This window comes from Streptomyces sp. NPDC026394, from assembly GCF_055567735.1.
On the sequence record NZ_JBVHPX010000003.1, the window covers coordinates 140,912 to 159,580 of the forward strand.

An 18,669-nucleotide genomic window follows, 5' to 3' on the forward strand; every position below is an offset into this window, starting at 1 on the left:
ACGGCGCCCGGCGGGGAAGCGGCGTGCGCCCCTCGGCGCCTGCCGTCCTCCCCGCAGGGTTCACGGCCCGTATCACTGGTGCCCTTCCGGCAGCCGCGGCAGCTTCGTCTCCAGGGTGTCCTCGTTGTCGGGGTCCACCGGCGCCCGCGTGTCGGCGGGCTCCCCGGCCGCGGTCGCACCGGTACCGGACACCGTGGCCTCCCGTACCCGACCGGCCCCGTCGGACCCGTCAGCCTCACCGGTGCTTTCGATCCCCTCGGACACTCCAGCGTCCTCGGCCTCCCCCGCGCCACCGGCCTTCTCCAGCAGCACCGTGCCGCCCCGCGCGTTCGTCGTGGCCCCCGCGTCCGCGACGTCCCCGGCGCCCTCGGCCGCCGTGCCGCCCGCCGGCTCGTCCTCCTCGGGAGCCTTGCCCGTCAGGGCGGCCAGCGTGTTGCGGACGTGCGTCATGTGCTCACGCACCTTCTCGCGCCGCTCCGTGTGCTCCCGCAGTATCCGGTCGGTGGCCCGCTCGATCCGCTCGACCTCGACCCTGGCCTGCGCCAGCAGGTCGGCGGCGCGCGCCTCGGCGTCCTCGTCGCGGTGCCGCGCCGCCTCCTCGGCCTCCGCGAGGAGGCGCTCCGCCTCGGCGACCTTGGCCCGGCCCAGCTCCTCCAGCTCCGCCACCCGCAGTTCGAGGTCGGCCTCCTGCGCGGCCAGGTCGCGGCCGGCCGCCTCCCACTCCTCGGTCTGCTCCTGCTCCTGCTCGCGCAGCATCCCGGTGGTGCGCTGCTCCATCTCGTGCAGCGCGTCCTGGGCGGCGGTCCGCCACTGCCCGGCGTCCTTGACGGCCGCGGCCTCGATGCCGTCCGCCTCGGCCCACGCCGCCTCGACCGTGCGGCGCGCCTGGTCCTCGGTCTCGTCCCGCAGCTGCTGCGCGGCCCGGTCCGCGGCCTCCTGGATCTGCCGCGCGTACGCCTCGGCCTCCTCGCGCGCCCGCTCGGCCGCCTCCTCGGCATCCTTGCGCAGCCGCGCCGCCTCGGACTCCGCCGTCGTCAGGATCAGCCGCGCCTGGTCGCCCAGCGACTCGTACGTCTGCGGCGGCAGCTGCCGGACGTACTCCTGCAGCTCCGCCAGCTCGGCCGTCATCTCGTTGGCGAGGACCGTCAGCCGTGCCGCGCGCTCCCAGCAGGAATCACGGTCGACCGAGAGCCCTTCCACCCGGCGGTCGACATCCTCGGGACGGTAGCCACGTCCTCGTACGATCTCGAACCCGTGAGGCGAAACCGATGCACTCATCCCTCAAGCCCCTCTCCGACGTGCGGCGCACTCGCGCGCACATCTTTCTGGATCGATTCGAAGCGACCGTTACGCGACACTCCGCCCCTTTCCATCGTCCAAGGATGCGTCAATTGTTGCCAGAAGTCGGAATCGGGACATCTTCGCGGAGAGCCTGGAAGAGCCGCCGCGCTCCCTGCTCGTCCCACTCCACCACATCACCGAGACCGCCCAGGTTCACCCCGGGGTTCGCCACCGGAACGGTGGTCGCCGCACCCGCCCCGTCCGCGATCTTCTTCATCGACCAGCCCAGGCGCGCCAGGCCCGGTACGCCCGCCGCCCGGTCCACCGTCAGTGCCGACAGCGTCGCGTCCAGTGCCGGGACCAGCGCGAACGGGTTGAGCAGCACCCCGGCACCGAGCATCTTGTCGCCGAGCGCGCCGATCAGCTGCCGCTGCCGCCTGACCCGGCCCAGGTCGCCTTCCGGATCCGTATACCGCGCCCGTACGTACGCAAGTGCCCGCACTCCGTCCATTTCCTGGCAACCCGCCCGGAAGTCGGCACCCGACTTCTCATCCTTGAGCGGTTTGTCCAGGCACATCCGTACCCCGCCGAGCGCGTCCACCACCTTCACGAAGCCGAGGAAATCCACCTCGGCGTAGCGTTCGATCCGCAGCCCCGTCGCCTGCTCCACGGTGCGCGTCAGCAGCTTCGGCCCGCCCTCGGCGAACGCCACGTTCACCTTGTTCCGGCCGTGCCCCGGCACCGCCACATAGCTGTCCCGCGGCAGGCTCACCAGATAGGGGCCACTGTCCCCGTGGTGCAGCACCATGATCGTGTCGGTGTTCAGCCCCTGGTCGTTGCCGACGTGCAGCCGCTCGCGCTGCTCGGGCGTCAGGCTATCGCGACTGTCCGAACCGACCAGCAGCCAGTTCGTGCCCTTGCCCGGCGACGGCCTGCCGGAGTAGTCGGCGACGGCGTCGGTACGGCGCACCTGGTCACCCGCCCAGACGTACAGCGCCACCCCGCCCGCCACCGCCAGCACCACCAGAACCAGCAGCACCAGCGCGATCCGCTTCGGCCAGGACATCCGCCGCCGCCCGCCCGGACGGCGGCCCCAGCGGCCCCCGCGCCCGGACCGGTACAGCGTCGACGTACCCTCCGGCGACGGAGGCTGCGGCGACCACGACGGCTGACCCATATACGAAGGATCATGGTGAGCCGCGCGTCCCGCAGGTCGAGCGCCGCCGGAGGCGGCACGGGCGGCCCACCGGCAACCGGCGTGTCACCCGCCCCACGCAGCCGCGCCCTACAGCAGCCCGTCCCACATCTGTTCGAGCAGCACCGACCACCACGTCTCCGGTGACCCCAGCGCCGGCGCGTCCAGCGCCACCAGCTGCGCCTGGAAGTCCACCGTCCAGCGCCCCGCCTGTTCCGGCGTCAGCCCGTACCGCAGCCGCCACATCCGGCCCAGCATCGCCAGGCAGCGCACGAACTCCGGCAGCCCGCTGTTCACGAACTGCGGCACCGCCGGCTGCCCGCCCGGCCCCTGCGCACCACCGTCCAGCGGCACCGCCACGATGTGCGCCGTCCCGTACTGCACACACAGCTGACGGCCGAAGTCGTTCCCCATGACCAGGTACGACCCCGCGTCGGCCGCCGGCCGCACCCCGCGCTCCGCCGCCAGCTCCGCCAGCGTCGGCACCGGACGGCCCGGCTGCGCCTGCGCCCAGAAGAACGGCCCGAAGTCCACCGGCAGTCCGGCCCACACCAGCGTCTGTGCCACCACCTCCGGCACCCCGTGCCGGGACACCGCCCGCTGATCGAAACGGAAGATCCCCTGCGGACCGAACGACTGCTCCAGCTCCTGCCCGAACACCTGCGGCGGCACCGGCGGCACCACCTGCACCTGGGACGGGTGCGGCAACGGCGCCCGCACCGGCGCGGGCCGCGCCGGACCGTCCGCCACCTGGTGCAACTCGCCCTGGTGCTCCAGGAGGTGGCGCACCCCCTGCTGCCGCGAGGCGTGCTCCGTCCCGTACGCCGCGGTGTGGCTGATCCGCACCTGCGGCCAGGTCTCCCGCACCATCCGCGCGCAGTACCCGCCCGGCACGTCGCACGACTCCAGCTCCGTGTGCAGTTCCAGCACCTGCTGCGGGGGGACGTTCATGCCCCGCAGCTCGTGCAGCAGCTGCCACTCCGGATGCGGGGTGCCCGGCGCGGAACGCCGCACGATCTTCTGCTCCGAACCGTCCGGAGCGCGGTAGCTCAGGACGGCCATGTAGCCGGGGCCGACGGTCGGCTGCCCGGACGGCGGCGCCTGCGGATAGCCGTACGAGCCGGAAGCGGGCGGCGCGGCGGACTGCGGTGCGGCGGACGGCGGCATACCGGGCGGCGGCGCGGCCGGGGCGGATGCCACCGGGTGAGGGGCGGCCGGACCGGGGGCGGCGGGAGCGGGCGCCGGCGGGCCCGGAACGCCGGGCGGCGGCATCCCCGGGCCACCCGGGCCACCCGCGCCGTCGGCCAGCATCGTCGCCGCGGCGTGCACACCGCCGCCGGCACCGGCCGAACCGCCGGGAACGGCCGAGGGCGGCGCGGACGGCGGCGGAGGCGGGCCGCCCGCGGCGCCGGACGCAGCCTGGTCACCGGATGCACCGGACGTACCGGATGCACTGGATGTACCGGGCGCACCGGAAGCTTTCGGGCCACCGGGCGGACCCGGCGGCACGCCAGGAGGCGCCGGGGGCGGTGGCACACCGGGACCGGCGGGGCCACCGGCGCCGCCCGGACCACCCGGCCCGGCCGCGCCGGACGGCAGCGCGGCGCCACCGGCCAGCATCGTCGCGGCCGCGTGCACCCCACCACCGGCACCGGCACCGGCCGACGGCGGAGCGGGCGACCCCTGCTCCCCTTCCGGCCCGGCCGCCTCCGGACCGTCCACCGCACTCAGATCCACCTGATCGGCGTCGAGCTGCGACACGAGCTGCGTCGGGACGTACCCGCCCGCCGGAGCGGCAGCGGACGGCGCCGACGCGTCCGCGCCACCGTCCGGCGCGCCCGGACCCGTACGGTCCGCACCGCCCGCACCCGGCACACCGGGAGGCGGCGGACCGCCCGCGTTCCCCGGCAGCGCAGAACCGTCCGCCGGCGTCATCGCGGCCGCGTGCACACCCGCACCGGGCGGCGCGGGCGGCGCCCCCGGCCCTTCGGCGGCACCGGAGCCCGCGTACGCAGGGGGCGGCGGCACATCGGCGATCGGCGGCCCGGACGGCGGCGGCAGCTCCGCCAGCCCCGCCGCGTCCGGCCCGGTCCCGTCCGGCCCCGCCGCATCCGTGTCCGCGGGCGGCACCGGACCGCCGTACGGCACGGCCCCGGCGGGCGGCCCCGGCGGAGGCGACGACGGCATCGGCGGCGCCACCGGCCCGCCGGCCCCCGCCTCCTCGACCGCCGGCGCCATCATCGTCCGCGGCAACTGGCTGCCGCCCGCGATCAGTTCCGTCCTGGCCTCGGCCCCCGCGCCCGCCGGCGGCGTGTCCTCGTCGTCGAAACCGGCGAGCGGCGGCGCGAAGACCGTCGCGGGCAGCCCCACCGAACGGTCGTCGGTGTCCTCGTCCGCCCGGACGTCCGTCCCCGCCCACGGCGTCACGACGGCCGGCTCGTCCCGTACGGAAACGGCCTGGCCCGGCACCGGTACGGAAGCAGCCTGATCCGGTACGGACACGGAAGCGGCCTGATCCGGCACGGAAGGTGCGTCCGCCGGTACGGGCGGCGCCCCGGCCCCCGCCGACCGCGCACCCGCACCCCCGCCCGCATCCGCCACAGGCACCGCGTCCCGCACCTGCTCCGGCGCCGCCGGCCCGTCCACGGGCAGCACCAGCCCCGCACCCGACGTCCGCCGGTCCGCCGCCTCCTGCAACCACTCCGGCGGCGTCAGCAGGAACGACGTCGCCTCCAGATCGATCCGCTGCGGCGGCGCCTCCACCACCGCGGCGTCCGCCACCGCGCCGTACTCCTCCTCGTACCGCCGGATCACCTCACCCACCGGCAGCCCCGGCCACAGCGTCGTCTCCCCGCTGTCCCGCGCGATCACCAGCCGGGCCCGGCCACCCTCCGTCGTCGGACCGCCCGCACGGTCCTCCGCCCAGGCCACGAACCCCAGATCGAACTCCCGTACCCGCACCTCACGCTGGAACGGACCCGACACGTCCTCGTTGACCCAGCGCTCCGCACGCTCCTGCGCCTGCGCGAACGTCACCACCGCGCCTCACCCTCCACCGGGACGACACGCGCGAAGCCGCCGTCCACCATCAGACCCGCCACCGTCTCCAGCTCCGGCGGACTCCCCGCCAGCTCCTGCAGGAAATCGTCGAAATCCGCCCCGCACGGCAGCAGAAGCTGCTCCACCCGCTCCTGCACCGGCCACCCGTCCCGGTCCCGCGCGTCGTCGTACGCGCAGAACCACACCGAACCCGGCGCCGCACCCCGCACCTGCACCGCTATCACCCCGCCCTGCACGAACCCCACACCCAGGTAGTCCTTGGTGAAGTGATCGCGCAGACACTTGTTGACGTACACCAGGTCGTTCATCGCGGCCTCGTCCCGCACCGTGAAGAACGGCTGGTCCACCAGCAGCCCCAGATCCGCGTACAGCCCCACACCCACCGGCGCACACCCGCCCGCCGCCTTCAGGAACGCACGATAGGCACCCGGCAGCCGGTACCCCAGCGCCTCCTCCGCCTGCCGCACCTGCTCCTCCGTCACCGACAGTTCCCGGTGCGGCAGCCCGAAATGCACCGGCCGCGTGTCCTGCAACGGCCGCGTCCCCCGCTTCCCGTGGTCCACCGCCGCCGTCGCCAGCCCGCCGTGATGCCGCAACAGCGCCTTCACCTCGACCGGCACCAGCTCCATCCGCCGCGTCCCCGCCACGTGATGCCACGTCCAGCCGTGCGGCGTCGCCACCGGCGGCACGTCCTCCCACAGCTCGTGCCCCCGCGCATGCAACGCCACGTTCGCCGACACGTAGTCCGTCAGCCGCAACTCGTCCACGCCGAAACCCTCCGGCGGCTCCGCGATCTCCGCGGCCGCCCGCGCGTACGACGAGAAATCCGGGAACCCGGCACCGTCCACCGGCACCCCCCGCGGATACCGCGCCGCACGCACCGGATCCGGGAAATGCACGACCTGCCCGGCGTAGGCCGTGTTCGGTGGCGCGGCGTGGCCCGCGGCCTGAGGGCCGGGAGGTGCCCCCAGCCCGTGCCGACCTGACGTCATGGCGGTGCTCCCTGGCTGAATCCGGCTACTGGGCACAGCCTATGCCGTACCGCAACCCACCCTCCCGCGCACGTCGACCGGCCTCCCCCACCCCCGTCCCAACCAACGGCGGCACACCGCCACTTCACCGCACGCCCCCACCGCGCAACCACCCGCCGCCCCCGGCCGGAACACCACCGGAACACCCCGGAACCCGGCCCCGCCCCGGGACACAACCGTGACATCACCGACAGCACACCCGACTTCCCCAACACCCACCACATTTGGCAGGCTGACCCTCCCCCTACCCTTGCGGGGGACCTCCGGCGTCCCGGGGATTCGGGGAGGGAAAAGCACTGACCATGCGCACCACGGCACACCACAACACCGCCACCGCGGGAGACCCCCGCGTCGGCTGGAGCGGCACCGCCGACGACGACCGTCCGCCTGCCCTCCGCCACCGCCGCGACGGCATCCTCCCCACCGTCGGCGCCGCCCTCTCCGTCCGCGGACGCACCCTCACCTGCACCGCGAGCAAAGCCGAACAACCCCCCGTGCTCCACCACCTCGTCCAGGACTTCCTCGACACCCTCGCCACCGCCCAGCGCGAACGCTTCACCGGCCGCTGCCCCGAAGCCGTCCTGCTCAGCCGCCACCTCACCGCCGTCGAGGCCAACCGCGGCAAACGCGCCTCCCGCAAACCCCTCACCAACGGCGAGGCCCGCCGCTCCCTGAAACACTCCAAAATCACCGCCCGGCACATCCGCGAGGACGGCGACCCCCTGCACGGCAGTTACGCTCCCCCCTGTCGCTCCTGCGACGCCCTCCTCGCCTTCTTCGGCGTCATGCCCATCGGTACGCACGCAGGGAGCTGACCCGCACCATGCCCCCCACCGCACCGTCCGCGGACACCACCACCCCGGCCTCCGCCGCGCCCGTCGCCCCGGTCTACGACTCCTACGACCGCACCTCGGCCACCCGCTTCCCGGTCGCCGTCGACGCCGCCCTCCAGGACGCCGGCTGGCGCACCGGACGCTGGGACATCCAGCAGGCCGAACACTGGGCCGACGCCCTGCGCGCCCACACCTCCCCCGCCGGACACCGCCACACCGTCTTCCCCGCCGCCGTCGAGGCGTGGGCCGAATTCGGCGGTCTCGACATCACCCCCACCGGCCCCGGACGCCACATCGCCCCCACCCCCTTCACCCTCGACCCCCTCCACGGCCTCCACCTCGCCCGCACCCTCGGCGACCTCGGCCGCGCCCTGGAGACCGATGTCGCCCCCCTCGGCCAGGAAGCCGGCGGGCAGGCCGTCCTCGCCATCGACACCGAAGGCCGCGTCTACAGCCTCGACCACACCGGCGACTGGTACCTCGGCCCCCACATCGACCAGGCCCTCAACACCCTCGTCCTCGGCATCCGCCCCACCCGGCTGAGCCAGGCCACGGCACGAGAGAGCTGAACGGGGCCGCACCCCCGGCCCCCGCCGAACAGGGCCGCGCCCCCGCCTCACGGGGCCGCACCCCCGGCCCCCCGCCTCACGGGGCCGCACCCCGACACCCGCCGAACAGGGCCGCGCCCCCGGCCCTTGCTCAACAGGGCCCTGCGCCGGCCCCCGCAGACCCGCACCCCCGAAACCGCCCCCTCGCGCCCCCTACCGCCCCGGCAACACCGCCGACACCCGGAAACCACCCGCCTCCGTCGGCCCCGACACGAACACCCCACCCAGCCCGGTCACCCGCTCCCGCATACCGACCAGGCCGTTCCCCCCACTCGGCAACCCCACACCCGCCGCACCCCGCTCCGACGGACCGTTCTCCACCTGCACCGCCACCTCCCCCTCACGATGCGCCAACCGCACCCGGGCCTCCGCACCCGGAGCGTGCTTGTGCACATTCGTCAGCGCCTCCTGCACCACCCGGTACACCGTCTGCTCCACCCCCGACGGATAACCGGCCTCCCCCGCCGCACCGTCCACCGACAGCTCCACCGCCATCCCGGCAGCCCGCGACTGCCCCACCAGATCCCCCAGCTCCGCCAGCGAAGGCCCCTCCCCCTCCGGCTCCGCCGTCACCACCGCCGCGCCACCGCGCACCGCACCACCACCGGACCCCGCCCCGGCCTCCGCCACCCGGCCCGACCCCTCCGACCACGAGCCACCGGCCCCACCAGCACCAGCGGCCTCCCCCGCCGCCTGCGTCTTCGCCTTCGACGCCACCGCCACCAGCCGCTCCGGCTCGTTCGACACCGGCGCCGACGGACGGCCCGACGCCCCCTCCGCCGTCCGCAGCACCCCCAGCATCTCCCGCAGCTCCGTCAACGCCTGCCGCCCCATGTCCCCCACCAGCGCCGCATTCCGCGACGCCTTCTCCGGATCCTTCAACGCCACCGCCTGCAACGCCGCCGCATGCACCACCATCAGACTCACCCGGTGCGCCACCACGTCGTGCATCTCCCGCGCGATCCGGGTCCGCTCCTCGTTACGCGCCCACTCCGCCCGCTCCTCGGCCCGGTCCGCCAGCAGCGACAACTCCCGCTCCAGCCCGTCCGCCCGCTCCCGCAGACTCTCCACCAGCCGGCGCCGCGCACCGACGTACAACCCCCACAACACCGGCGGAGCCGTCACCACCAGCGCCACCGCCGCCGCCATCACCAGCACGAACCACGTCGGCGGATTGAAATCCGGCTCGCCCCCCACGTCCTGCCGGATGGTGAAGAAACCGGAGACCAGCGTCCCCGCCACCGCCATCCCCGCCAGCAACCCGATCACCCGCCGCGGCGCGTCCGAGACCGCCAGCGAATACAGGCCGACCATGCCCAGCAGCGCGCCCATCTGCGCCGGCGTCACCGCCACCGACACCAGCACCACGGCCACCGGCCAGCGGCGCCGCAGCAGCAGCACCGGACCCACGACCAGCCCGAGCAGCAGCCCGGCCCACGTCGGCAGCCCCGTGTCGCCCGCGAAGTCCAGCCCTTCCAGCACGGTCTCGACGGTCGACACGGCAGCCAGCGACACATCGAGCACCACGCTCCGCCGCCGCGGCCACCACCACGGTCCGGCGGGCGCGTCCCTCGCACCCGTTGCTTCGATTGCCCCCGTTGCGGTCATACCGACCAGCCTACGGGCGCCCGCACGCGAATTTCCGTCGAGCGCTCTGCACGCGAGTGCACCGTTACGGACCAGTACTTTCCTGTTTTCCCTCGAACTGTTGAATCGCCCACATTTTCGACTCGTTTGTCCAGCGCCCGGCCTGAAGCTGAGCCCATGCACCACCACACACGAGCGGACTTCGAGTCCCTGCGCGACCAGGCGGTCACCCTCCGCCGCGACGGCCTGAGCCGCCGCCAGATCCGCGACCGCTTACACCTCCACAACAACGACATCCTCAACCGCCTCCTCGAAGGCGAACCACCTCCCGACTGGACCCGCCGCCCGAACGCGAAGGACGGCCTGCGGGCCAGGGCGCGGGAGCTGCGGGGGGAGGGGATGACGTATGACGAGATCGTTGCCGAACTCGGCGTCTCCAAGAGCTCCGTCTCGCTCTGGGTCCGCGACCTCCCCAAGCCGGTGGCTTCACCGGAACGCATGCACCGGATGCGAGAAGCCCGCTGGGAGCCACACCGCAGGGCAGTGGCCGAAGCGCGCATGCGGACGAAGGAGGAGGCGACCCGCGACATCGGCCCCCTAAGCGAGCGGGAACTCTTCCTCGTCGGCGTCGGCCTGTACTGGGCGGAGGGCTCGAAGAGCAAACCGCACCGAACGGACGAATCGGTCACTTTCATCAACAGCGACCCGGGCATGATCCAGGTCTACCTGGCCTGGCTGAACCTGCTGGCCGTAGGAGCCGACCGACTGCGGTTCCGGGTACTGATCCACGAATCCGCCGACGTGGCCGCGTCCGAGCGCTACTGGGCGGAACTGGTGGGAGTCGACGTCGCGGCCTTCGGCAAGACGACGCTGAAGAAGCACAACCCGAAGACCGTCCGCAAGAATGTCGGCGAGGACTACCACGGCTGTCTGGTCGTCCGTGTTCTGCAAGGCACAGAGCTGTACCGTCGCATTGAAGGCTGGTGGTACGGCATAGTGTTGGGAGTCCGGTCGACAGCCTGACGCAATGTCCGGTTTAGACCGCAATAATCCCCCGTGGTGTAATTGGCAGCACTGTGGCTTTTGGTGCCATCTGTTCGGGTTCGAGTCCTGACGGGGGAGCCAAGTTCGGGTCCCGACCTCCGGTCGGGACCCGCCCGCGTTTCGGCCGCAAACCGCACCGGTATCCTTCGGGTGTCCACCACCCGAAGAAGCCGAAGGGCATCCCCGTGAGCGCCAACCGCCCGGCCGCCGTCGTCGTTCTCGCAGCGGGTGAGGGCACCCGCATGAAGTCGTCGACCCCCAAGGTTCTGCACGCGATCTGCGGCCGCTCCCTCGTGGGGCACGTCGTCGCCGCCTCCCGTGAGCTGGACCCCGAGCACCTCGTGGTGGTCGTGGGTCACGCCCGTGAGCAGGTCGGCGGGCATCTCGCCGAGATCGACCCGGATGTGCGCACCGCCGTCCAGCACGAGCAGAACGGCACCGGTCACGCCGTCCGTATGGGCCTGGAGGAGCTGGGCAACGGCGGGGTCACCCTCGACGGCACGGTGATCGTCGTGTGCGGCGACACTCCGCTGCTGACCGGCGAGACCCTGAAGAAGCTCGGTGACACGCACGCGGCGGACGGCAACGCCGTCACGGTGCTGTCGGCGGAGGTGCCGGACTCGACCGGGTACGGCCGGATCGTGCGGGACGAGAACACCGGCGCGGTGACCGAGATCGTCGAGCACAAGGACGCCACGGACGCGCAGCGCGCCATCCGGGAGATCAACTCCGGAGTGTTCGCGTTCGACGCGCAGCTGTTGACGGACGCGCTGGGCAAGGTGCGTACGGACAACAGCCAGGGCGAGGAGTACCTCACGGACGTGCTGGGGATCCTGCGCGAGGCCGGGCACCGGGTCGGTGCGGCGGTGGCGGACGACCACCGGGAGATCCTGGGCATCAACAACCGGGTGCAGCTCGCGGAGGCGCGGCGCCTGCTGAACGAGCGGCTGCTGACGCGGGCGATGCTGGCGGGTGTGACGGTGGTGGATCCGGCGACGACGTGGGTGGACGTGTCGGTGACGTTCGAGGCGGACGCGACGGTGCATCCGGGTACGCAGTTGCTGGGCGGTACGCATGTGGCGGCGCACGCGGAGGTGGGTCCGGACGCGCGGCTGACGGACACGTCGGTGGGTGAGGGCGCGAAGGTGTCGTTCACGGTCGCGGACGGGGCGAAGGTCGGGCCGGGGGCGAGTGTGGGTCCGTACGCGTATCTGCGTCCGGGTACGGATCTGGGGCCGAAGTCGAAGGCCGGTGCGTACGTGGAGATGAAGAACGCTTCGGTGGGTGAGGGCACGAAGGTGCCGCATCTGTCGTACGTGGGTGACGCGACGATCGGTGAGTTCACCAACATCGGTGCGGCGAGCGTGTTCGTGAACTACGACGGTGAGGCGAAGCACCACACGACGATCGGGTCGCACTGCCGGACCGGTTCGGACAACATGTTTGTGGCTCCTGTCACGGTCGGGGACGGCGCTTACACGGCTGCCGGCTCGGTCATCACCAAGGATGTGCCCCCGGGTTCGCTGGCGGTCGCGCGTGGCCAGCAGCGGAATATCGAGGGTTGGGTCGCTCGTAAGCGTCCCGGAAGCGCCGCCGCGCAGGCTGCGTCTGCTGCTGGCCAGGAGTCCGACGGCGAGCAGTGATCGTGCTCGGGTGCGCCGTGCGGGGCGTACCGTGATTAGTGCACGCAAACAGGATTCGAGGAGATTTGCTGTGACCGGGATCAAGACGACCGGCGAGAAGAAGCTGATGCTCTTCTCCGGCCGCGCCCACCCCGAGCTGGCTGAGGAGGTCGCCCACCAGCTGGGTGTCGGGCTGGTCCCGACCAAGGCGTTCGACTTCGCCAACGGCGAGATCTACGTCCGTTACCAGGAGTCGGCGCGTGGTGCGGACTGCTTCTTGATGCAGAGCCACACGGCTCCCATCAACAAGTGGATCATGGAACAGTTGATCATGATTGATGCGCTGAAGCGGGCCTCGGCCCGGAGCATCACCGTGGTCATCCCGTCGTACGGGTACGCCCGTCAGGACAAGAAGCACCGTGGCCGCGAGCCGATCTCGGCCCGGCTGATCGCGGATCTGCTGAAGTGCGCGGGCGCCGACCGGATCGTCACGGTCGATCTGCACACCGACCAGATCCAGGGCTTCTTCGACGGCCCGGTGGACCACCTGTTCGCGCTGCCGGTCCTCGCGGACTACGTGGGCGCCAAGGTGGACCGCGAGAAGCTGACGGTGGTCTCGCCGGACGCGGGCCGGGTGCGGGTCGCGGACCGCTGGTGCGACCGGCTGGACGCGCCGCTGGCGATCGTGCACAAGCGCCGGGACAAGGACGTGGCGAACCAGGTCACCGTCCACGAGGTCGTCGGTGACGTGAAGGACCGGGTCTGCGTCCTGGTCGACGACATGATCGACACCGGTGGCACGATCTGCGCCGCAGCGGAGGCGCTGTTCGCCAACGGTGCCGCGGACGTCATCGTGACGGCCACGCACGGCATCCTGTCCGGTCCGGCGGCGGACCGGCTGAAGAACTCCAAGGTCAGCGAGTTCGTCTTCACCAACACCCTGCCCACCCCGTCCGAGCTGGAGCTGGACAAGATCACGGTGCTGTCGATGGCGCCGACGATCGCGCGGGCGATCCGTGAGGTGTTCGAGGACGGCTCGGTGACCAGCCTCTTCGAGGAGCAGTGAGCCGGATTCCGTAGCCCGTAGGGGCGCGCGGAGATCGACTTTGGGGGCGGCCTCCCCGCCGGGTAGACTCATGGAGTTGCTCGGCGAGGGAGGCCGCACTTTCTGTGGTGCGGCGGTCCGTTATCGACGCGCTCTTCGTAGCAGGTCTGTCGTGGGCCGGGTGACGCCCCACAGATCCGTCCGGTCGTCCGTCGACCGCGCCGACTACGAGGAGTGCCGCAATGGCTGAGGTCAAGCTCGACGCCAAGATCCGTACCGACTTCGGTAAGGGTGCCGCCCGCCGTTCCCGCCGTGCGGACATGGTCCCCGCCGTGGTCTACGGCCACGGTGACGAGCCGAAGCACATCGCCATCCACAACCACGCGCTGATGATGGCCCTGAAGACCCCGAACGCGCTGATCCGTCTGGAGATGGACGGCGAGAACATGCTGGTCATCCCCAAGGCCGTGCAGCGTGAGGCCATCCGTGGCTTCCTGGTCCACGTGGACTTCCTGGCCGTGCGCAAGGGCGAGAAGGTCACCGTCGAGATCCCGATCCACACCGAGGGTGACCTGGCGCCGGGTGCGAACCTGCTGGAGCACCTGCTGAACACGCTGCCGCTGGAGGCCGAGGCCACCCACATCCCGGAGTCGGTGACCGTCTCCGTGGCGGGTCTGGACGCCGGTGACTCGGTGCACGCCAAGGACATCACCCTGCCGACCGGTTCGACGCTGGCGATCGACGAGGAGACCGTGGTGCTCCAGGTCGTCGCGGCGCAGGCCGAGGCGCCGGCGGCGGGCGAGGGCGACGAGTCCGCCGAGGGCTGATCGCTTCCGTAACGCGCGTTACTGTCAACCGCTGCCCCGCCCTCTCGGTGCGGGGCGGCGGTTGAGCCGTTTCAGGGTGGGTCGCTGCAAGGAGACATGAGGATGACGACGGACGCCGAGGGCCCTTGGCTGATCGCGGGGCTGGGCAACCCGGGCCCGGAGTACGCGGCCAATCGCCACAACGTGGGGTTCATGGTGGCGGATCTGCTCGCGGAGCGGATGCGGGGGCGTTTCAAGGCGCACAAGGCGCGGGCGCAGGTCGTGGAGGGCCGGATCGGTCCGCCGGGGCCGGGTGGCCGGCGGGTGGTGGTGGCCAAGCCGATGACGTACATGAATCTGTCGGGTGGTCCGGTGACGGCGCTGCGGGACTTCTACAAGGTTCCGGTGGCGAACATCATCGCGGTGCACGACGAGCTGGACATCGACTTCGGGGCGCTGCGGCTGAAGCTGGGCGGTGGTGACAACGGGCACAACGGTCTGAAGTCGATCACGAAGTCGCTGGGGCCGGATTATCACCGGGTGCGGTTCGGTATCGGCCGTCCTCCGGGGCGTATGCAGGTGGCGGATTTTGTGCTGAAGGACTTCTCCGGTGCCGAGCGCAAGGAGCTGGACTACTTCGTGGACCGGGCCGCGGACGCGGTGGAGGGGCTGGTGCTGGACGGTCTGGAGCGGGCGCAGAGTACGTACAACTCCTGAACGGGCCGGCGTCCCAGGTTGACCGCGCGCAGTCATATGGCCAAGGATCGCCGCCATGCCCAAGAGCCGCCCGAGCAGCAAGAAGCGCAGCCGCCCCGTCAAACGCAGCCGTACCCGCCGGATGGGGGAGAGTGCCTATGGGCTGCTGCTCGTCGCCCGTATGGGGCTGATGGGCGCGCTGGCGCTGTTGCTGCTGGTGGCGGGTGTCTGGACGTCGTGGAACACGGCGCGGTACGCGATGCTCGTGGAGGCGCGGGAGCGCGGGACGATGACGGTGACGGCCTGCCATGAGGACCGGTGCACGGGCCCGTATCTGCCTTTGGAGGGCAGTCGGCGCCGGACGCAGGTGTCGATGGCCGCCGCGGCCGCTCCGGACCGGGGTGAGCAGGTCGAGGTGACGGTGAAGCCGGGTACGGACCGGGCTGTGCGCATCGGGGCGGGCGGCGTTCTGCATGCGTGGGTGCCGTTCGCGGGGTCGCTGCTGCTGGCGGCTCTGGTGGTGGCGGGCGGCATGAAGCTGCAGCGTACGGCCTGGGTGATGGGGCTGATGGGGACGGTGTTGCTGGGGGCGACGTTCGCGGCGTTGTAGGCGGGGGTTCGTATCCGCGCACGACTGTTGGCCGGGGCACGGGCCCCGGCCAACGGTGTGTGTCCTACCGGTCGGCCGTCCGGCTCATCCGGTGTTGCGAAGTCCCGCCGCCACCCCGTTGACGGTGAGCAGGAGCGCCCGCGCCAGTACCGGGTCGGCTTCCTCGCCGCGTTCCGCGGCGGCCCGCTGGCGGTGCAGCAGGGTGACCTGGAGGTAGGAGATCGGGTCCAGGTAGGCGTCCCGGATGTGGAACGTCTGCTTGAGCACCGGGTTGGATTCGAGCAGTTCGCTCTCGCCCGTGACGCGCAGGACTTCCTGCACGGTCAGTTCGTGTTCGGCCTTGATCGTGTCGAAGACGTGCTTGAGCTCGTCGGGGACGAGGGTGTCGACGTAGTGCCGGGCGATCCGCAGGTCGGTCTTGGCCAGGGTCATCTCGACGTTGGACAGGAAGTTGCGGAAGAAGTGCCAGTGCTCGTGCATCTCGTCGAGGACGACGTCGAGTCCGGCTTCGCGGGCGGCCTTGAGGCCCGTACCGACGCCGAACCAGCCGGGGACGATCTGCCGGGACTGGGTCCAGCCGAAGACCCAGGGGATGGCGCGCAGGCCGTCGAGTCCGGCGCCGGAGTCGGGCCGGCGGGAGGGCCGGGAGCCGAGGTGCAGTTCGGCGAGCTGGTCGACGGGGGTGGACGCGAAGAAGTACGCGGGCAGGTCGGGGTCCTCGACGAGCCGCCGGTACGCGCCGTGGGCGGCGTCGGAGACGGTCTCCATGGCGGCGTCCCAGCGGGCCAGCGCCTCGTCGGACTGGCGGGGCGCGGTGTGCAGTGCGGAGGCCTGGAGGGTGGCGGCGACGGTCAGTTCCAGGTTCTCCCGGGCGAGGGAGGGGACCAGGTACTTGTCGGAGATGACCTCGCCCTGTTCGGTGACCTTGATCTCGCCTTCGAGGGTGCCGTAGGGCTGGGCGAGGATCGCGTCGTGGGAGGGGCCGCCGCCGCGGCCGACGGTGCCGCCGCGGCCGTGGAAGAGGCGCAGGCGTACGCCGTGCCGGTGGGCGACGTCGCGCAGCAGGCGCTGGGCGCGGTGGATCTCCCACTGGCTGGTGGTGATGCCGCCGAACTTGGAGGAGTCGGAGTAGCCGAGCATGACCTCCTGGACGTCGCCGCGCAGGGCGACCAGGCGCCGGTAGGAGGGGTCGGCGAGCATCTCGTCGAGGAGCTGGTCGGCGATCTTCAGTTCGTCGGTGGTCTCCAGGAGCGGCACGATGCCGATCTTGGCCCAGCCGGCGTGCAGGTCGATGAGGCCGGCCTCGCGGGCCAGGACGGTGGCGGCGAAGACGTCGTCGGAGCCCTGGCACATGGAGATGATGTAGGACTCGACGACCTCGGGGCCGAAGGTCTCCTTGGCCTTGAGGACGGTGCGGAAGACGCCGAGGGTCTTGGCGCCGGCCTCGTCGAGGGGGGCGGGGCTGGGGGCGAGGGGGCGGCGCGAGCGCAGTTCCTTGGCGAGGAGCTTGCGGCGGTAGTCGCGCGGCATGTCGGTGTAGCGCCAGGATTCCTCGCCGAGGCGGTCGAAGAGCTGGCCGAGGGCGTGGTGGTGGGCGTCGGCGTGTTCGCGGACGTCCATGGTGGCGAGCTGGAGGCCGAAGGCCGCGATCGTACGGATCGTGCGTTCCAGGCGGCCGTCGGCGACGAGGCCGCCGCGGTGCTCGCGCAGGGAGGTCTGGACGAGGGTGAGGTCCTCGATGAGGCCGGTGGTGCCGAGGTAGTCGCGGCCGGGGACGTGGGGGGTGTCGTTGGCGAGGCGTTCGCGGGTGTTGACGAGCTTCTGGCGGATGCAGGTGGCCTTGAGGCGGTAGGGCTCCTCGGCGTTCAGCCGCTTGTAGCGGGGGCTGATCTCGGGGAGGGCGTCGAGGTCCTGCTGGAGGGAGGCGAGGAGTTCGTCGGTGGCGCCGCAGTTGCGGATGGAGTTGGACAGGGCGCCGCGCAGCTCGTCGATGTGTTCGAGGGCGTCGGTGATGCCGTGTTCGTGCTGGAGGATCAGGACGTCCCAGGTGACCTGGGGGGTGACGTTGGGGTTGCCGTCGCGGTCGCCGCCGATCCAGGTGCCGAAGGTGAGGGGGCGGGTGCCGGGCGGGAGCTGGGCGCCGGCCCGTTCCAGTTCGGCGGCGAGGTCTTCGAGGACGTCGCCGACGGCGCCGCGGCCCAGCTCGTCGAGGTAGTAGATGGCGTTGCGGGCCTCGTCGGTCGGCTCGGGGCGGGCGACGCGCAGCTCGTCGGTCTGCCAGATGAGGTCGATGTTCTCGGCGAGGCGCAGGTCGGCGCGGCGGCGTTCGGTGGTGTCCGTACGGTCGAGGAGTTCGGCGACCTTGCGGAGCTTGGTGAGGACCGAGCGGCGGGCGGCTTCGGTGGGGTGGGCGGTGAAGACGGGCCGTACGCCGAGGTTGGCGGCGGTGGCGCGCAGGTGCTCGGGGTCGGCGTCCTTGAGCATGTCGGCGGTGCGGGCGAGGATGCCGCCTTCGGCGGCGCGCCGGGCGCGCAGTTCGCGGCCGCGGTGGACCTGCTCGGTGACGTTGGCGAGGTGGAAGTAGGTGGAGAAGGCGCGGACGAGCTTCGCGGCGGTGGCCAGGTCGGTCTCGCCGAGGAGCCGGGCGGCGGCCTCGCCGTCGGTGCGGGTCAGGGCGCGGACCTGTTCGACGAGGTCGAGGAGGTCCTGGCCTTCCTGGCGGACGAGGGTCTCGCCGAGGAGGTCGCCGAGGCGGCGGATGTCGGCGCGCAGGGGCCCGTTGTCGCGTGCGGCGTCGGCGGCGGCCGGGGTGTCGGTGGCGCCGGTGCGCTCGTCGTTCGCGGCGGGGGTGGGGTCGGCACTGCTCACAGGTGCGGCTCCTTGCAGTGATCTTCGTGATCTGAGCACGTCCGGGCGCTGGCAGGGGTGCTCCCCAGCGGCTGCCGGGGGTGGGCCCGGCGGTGCTGGGGGCGGTTCGCGGACCGCGCTGTCCGACGTTCCCCAGGATAGGTCTCCGCGGCGTCGGCGGATCACCCTGTCCGTTCTGTGGGCACCTACCTGTTCGGGGTGGCGCTCACACCTGGACGTTGTTCATATGTGACGGAACTTGCACGGTTCTCTCACCTGATTGCCTGATGTTTTTGCCGCAATCGGTCACCCGTTACCGACCTGTCGGACCCTTGCCCGTACCGAGGGCACTGCCATACTTACGAAACCGTAGGTTACGGTCCCGTAGCCGTAACCGTGCCCCC

At 72.0% G+C, this 18,669-nt stretch carries 14 protein-coding genes and 1 tRNA gene; 9 read left to right on the forward strand and 6 right to left on the reverse strand.

The features are described from left to right. Positions 1–72 precede the first annotated feature (72 nt). From ACZ4QV_RS08995 to ACZ4QV_RS09010, 4 genes are all read right to left on the reverse strand, one after another. Positions 73–1,278 carry a coiled-coil domain-containing protein gene (locus tag ACZ4QV_RS08995; RefSeq protein ID WP_361588595.1) on the reverse strand — a complete coding sequence of 402 codons (1,206 nt, stop codon included), beginning with the start codon at positions 1,276–1,278 and terminating at the stop codon, positions 73–75. A gap of 109 nt (positions 1,279–1,387) precedes the next feature. After that, positions 1,388–2,347, reverse strand: a complete 960-nt coding sequence (locus ACZ4QV_RS09000; RefSeq protein ID WP_361588597.1) for an LCP family protein — start codon at positions 2,345–2,347, stop codon at positions 1,388–1,390. 219 nt (positions 2,348–2,566) lie between these two features. After that, a complete protein-coding gene (locus ACZ4QV_RS09005) occupies positions 2,567–5,515 on the reverse strand; it encodes an SUKH-4 family immunity protein (protein ID WP_361588599.1) in 2,949 nt (982 codons plus the stop codon). Next, a complete protein-coding gene (locus tag ACZ4QV_RS09010) occupies positions 5,509–6,528 on the reverse strand; it encodes an SMI1/KNR4 family protein (protein WP_361588601.1) in 1,020 nt (339 codons plus the stop codon). Before ACZ4QV_RS09010 ends, ACZ4QV_RS09005 begins: the two co-directional genes overlap by 7 nt. Before the next feature lie 341 nt (positions 6,529–6,869). On the opposite strand from ACZ4QV_RS09010, the gene ACZ4QV_RS09015 reads away from it, so the two are divergent. Then, on the forward strand, positions 6,870–7,382 hold the full coding sequence (locus ACZ4QV_RS09015; protein ID WP_125055897.1) for a YwqJ-related putative deaminase: 513 nt from the start codon (positions 6,870–6,872) through the stop codon (positions 7,380–7,382). Positions 7,383–7,390: 8 nt separating this feature from the next. Beyond that, on the forward strand, positions 7,391–7,969 hold the full coding sequence (locus ACZ4QV_RS09020; RefSeq protein ID WP_361149854.1) for an SUKH-3 domain-containing protein: 579 nt from the start codon (positions 7,391–7,393) through the stop codon (positions 7,967–7,969). 192 nt (positions 7,970–8,161) lie between these two features. Here the strand turns inward: ACZ4QV_RS09020 and ACZ4QV_RS09025 are convergent, their stop codons facing one another. Next, positions 8,162–9,616: a sensor histidine kinase gene (locus ACZ4QV_RS09025; protein WP_361588604.1), complete on the reverse strand. Its 1,455-nt coding sequence runs from the start codon at positions 9,614–9,616 to the stop codon at positions 8,162–8,164. A 156-nt stretch (positions 9,617–9,772) separates the two neighbouring features. Between ACZ4QV_RS09025 and ACZ4QV_RS09030 the strand changes: the two genes are divergently transcribed. The 7 genes from ACZ4QV_RS09030 (at position 9,773) to ACZ4QV_RS09060 (ending at position 15,418) form a co-directional block, all read left to right on the forward strand. Next, a complete protein-coding gene (locus ACZ4QV_RS09030) occupies positions 9,773–10,618 on the forward strand; it encodes a hypothetical protein (protein WP_361588606.1) in 846 nt (281 codons plus the stop codon). Positions 10,619–10,645: 27 nt separating this feature from the next. Then, a tRNA-Gln gene (locus ACZ4QV_RS09035) sits at positions 10,646–10,720 on the forward strand. Between the two features lie 104 nt (positions 10,721–10,824). Continuing rightward, the gene (glmU, locus tag ACZ4QV_RS09040; RefSeq protein ID WP_361149846.1) at positions 10,825–12,282 is read left to right on the forward strand and encodes a bifunctional UDP-N-acetylglucosamine diphosphorylase/glucosamine-1-phosphate N-acetyltransferase GlmU; all 1,458 of its coding nucleotides are present in this window, start codon (positions 10,825–10,827) and stop codon (positions 12,280–12,282) included. Between the two features lie 70 nt (positions 12,283–12,352). Beyond that, the gene (locus ACZ4QV_RS09045) at positions 12,353–13,327 is read left to right on the forward strand and encodes a ribose-phosphate diphosphokinase (protein WP_030374403.1); all 975 of its coding nucleotides are present in this window, start codon (positions 12,353–12,355) and stop codon (positions 13,325–13,327) included. A 221-nt stretch (positions 13,328–13,548) separates the two neighbouring features. After that, positions 13,549–14,133, forward strand: coding sequence for a 50S ribosomal protein L25/general stress protein Ctc (locus ACZ4QV_RS09050; protein WP_361149844.1), 585 nt, complete (start codon positions 13,549–13,551; stop codon positions 14,131–14,133). Positions 14,134–14,235: 102 nt separating this feature from the next. Continuing rightward, a complete protein-coding gene (pth, locus tag ACZ4QV_RS09055; RefSeq protein WP_361150206.1) occupies positions 14,236–14,829 on the forward strand; it encodes an aminoacyl-tRNA hydrolase in 594 nt (197 codons plus the stop codon). 55 nt (positions 14,830–14,884) lie between these two features. Then, positions 14,885–15,418, forward strand: a complete 534-nt coding sequence (locus ACZ4QV_RS09060) for a hypothetical protein (protein ID WP_361617082.1) — start codon at positions 14,885–14,887, stop codon at positions 15,416–15,418. A gap of 84 nt (positions 15,419–15,502) precedes the next feature. On the opposite strand, the gene ppc is transcribed toward ACZ4QV_RS09060, so the two are convergent. Further along, entirely contained in the window at positions 15,503–18,286 is a 2,784-nt protein-coding gene (ppc, locus tag ACZ4QV_RS09065; RefSeq protein WP_467762725.1) for a phosphoenolpyruvate carboxylase, read from the reverse strand. Between the last annotated feature and the right edge of the window lie 383 nt (positions 18,287–18,669).

What these genes read in the sequence shown, in the direction of transcription:
- ACZ4QV_RS08995 (WP_361588595.1), bottom strand. Translation starts at nt 1,278, where the DNA reads ATGAGTGCATCGGTTTCGCCTCACGGGTTCGAGATCGTACGAGGACGT.
- ACZ4QV_RS09000 (WP_361588597.1), bottom strand. Translation starts at nt 2,347, where the DNA reads ATGTCCTGGCCGAAGCGGATCGCGCTGGTGCTGCTGGTTCTGGTGGTG.
- ACZ4QV_RS09010 (WP_361588601.1), bottom strand. Translation starts at nt 6,528, where the DNA reads ATGACGTCAGGTCGGCACGGGCTGGGGGCACCTCCCGGCCCTCAGGCC.
- ACZ4QV_RS09015 (WP_125055897.1), top strand. Translation starts at nt 6,870, where the DNA reads ATGCGCACCACGGCACACCACAACACCGCCACCGCGGGAGACCCCCGC.
- ACZ4QV_RS09020 (WP_361149854.1), top strand. Translation starts at nt 7,391, where the DNA reads ATGCCCCCCACCGCACCGTCCGCGGACACCACCACCCCGGCCTCCGCC.
- ACZ4QV_RS09025 (WP_361588604.1), bottom strand. Translation starts at nt 9,616, where the DNA reads ATGACCGCAACGGGGGCAATCGAAGCAACGGGTGCGAGGGACGCGCCC.
- ACZ4QV_RS09030 (WP_361588606.1), top strand. Translation starts at nt 9,773, where the DNA reads ATGCACCACCACACACGAGCGGACTTCGAGTCCCTGCGCGACCAGGCG.
- ACZ4QV_RS09050 (WP_361149844.1), top strand. Translation starts at nt 13,549, where the DNA reads ATGGCTGAGGTCAAGCTCGACGCCAAGATCCGTACCGACTTCGGTAAG.
- pth (WP_361150206.1), top strand. Translation starts at nt 14,236, where the DNA reads ATGACGACGGACGCCGAGGGCCCTTGGCTGATCGCGGGGCTGGGCAAC.
- ACZ4QV_RS09060 (WP_361617082.1), top strand. Translation starts at nt 14,885, where the DNA reads ATGCCCAAGAGCCGCCCGAGCAGCAAGAAGCGCAGCCGCCCCGTCAAA.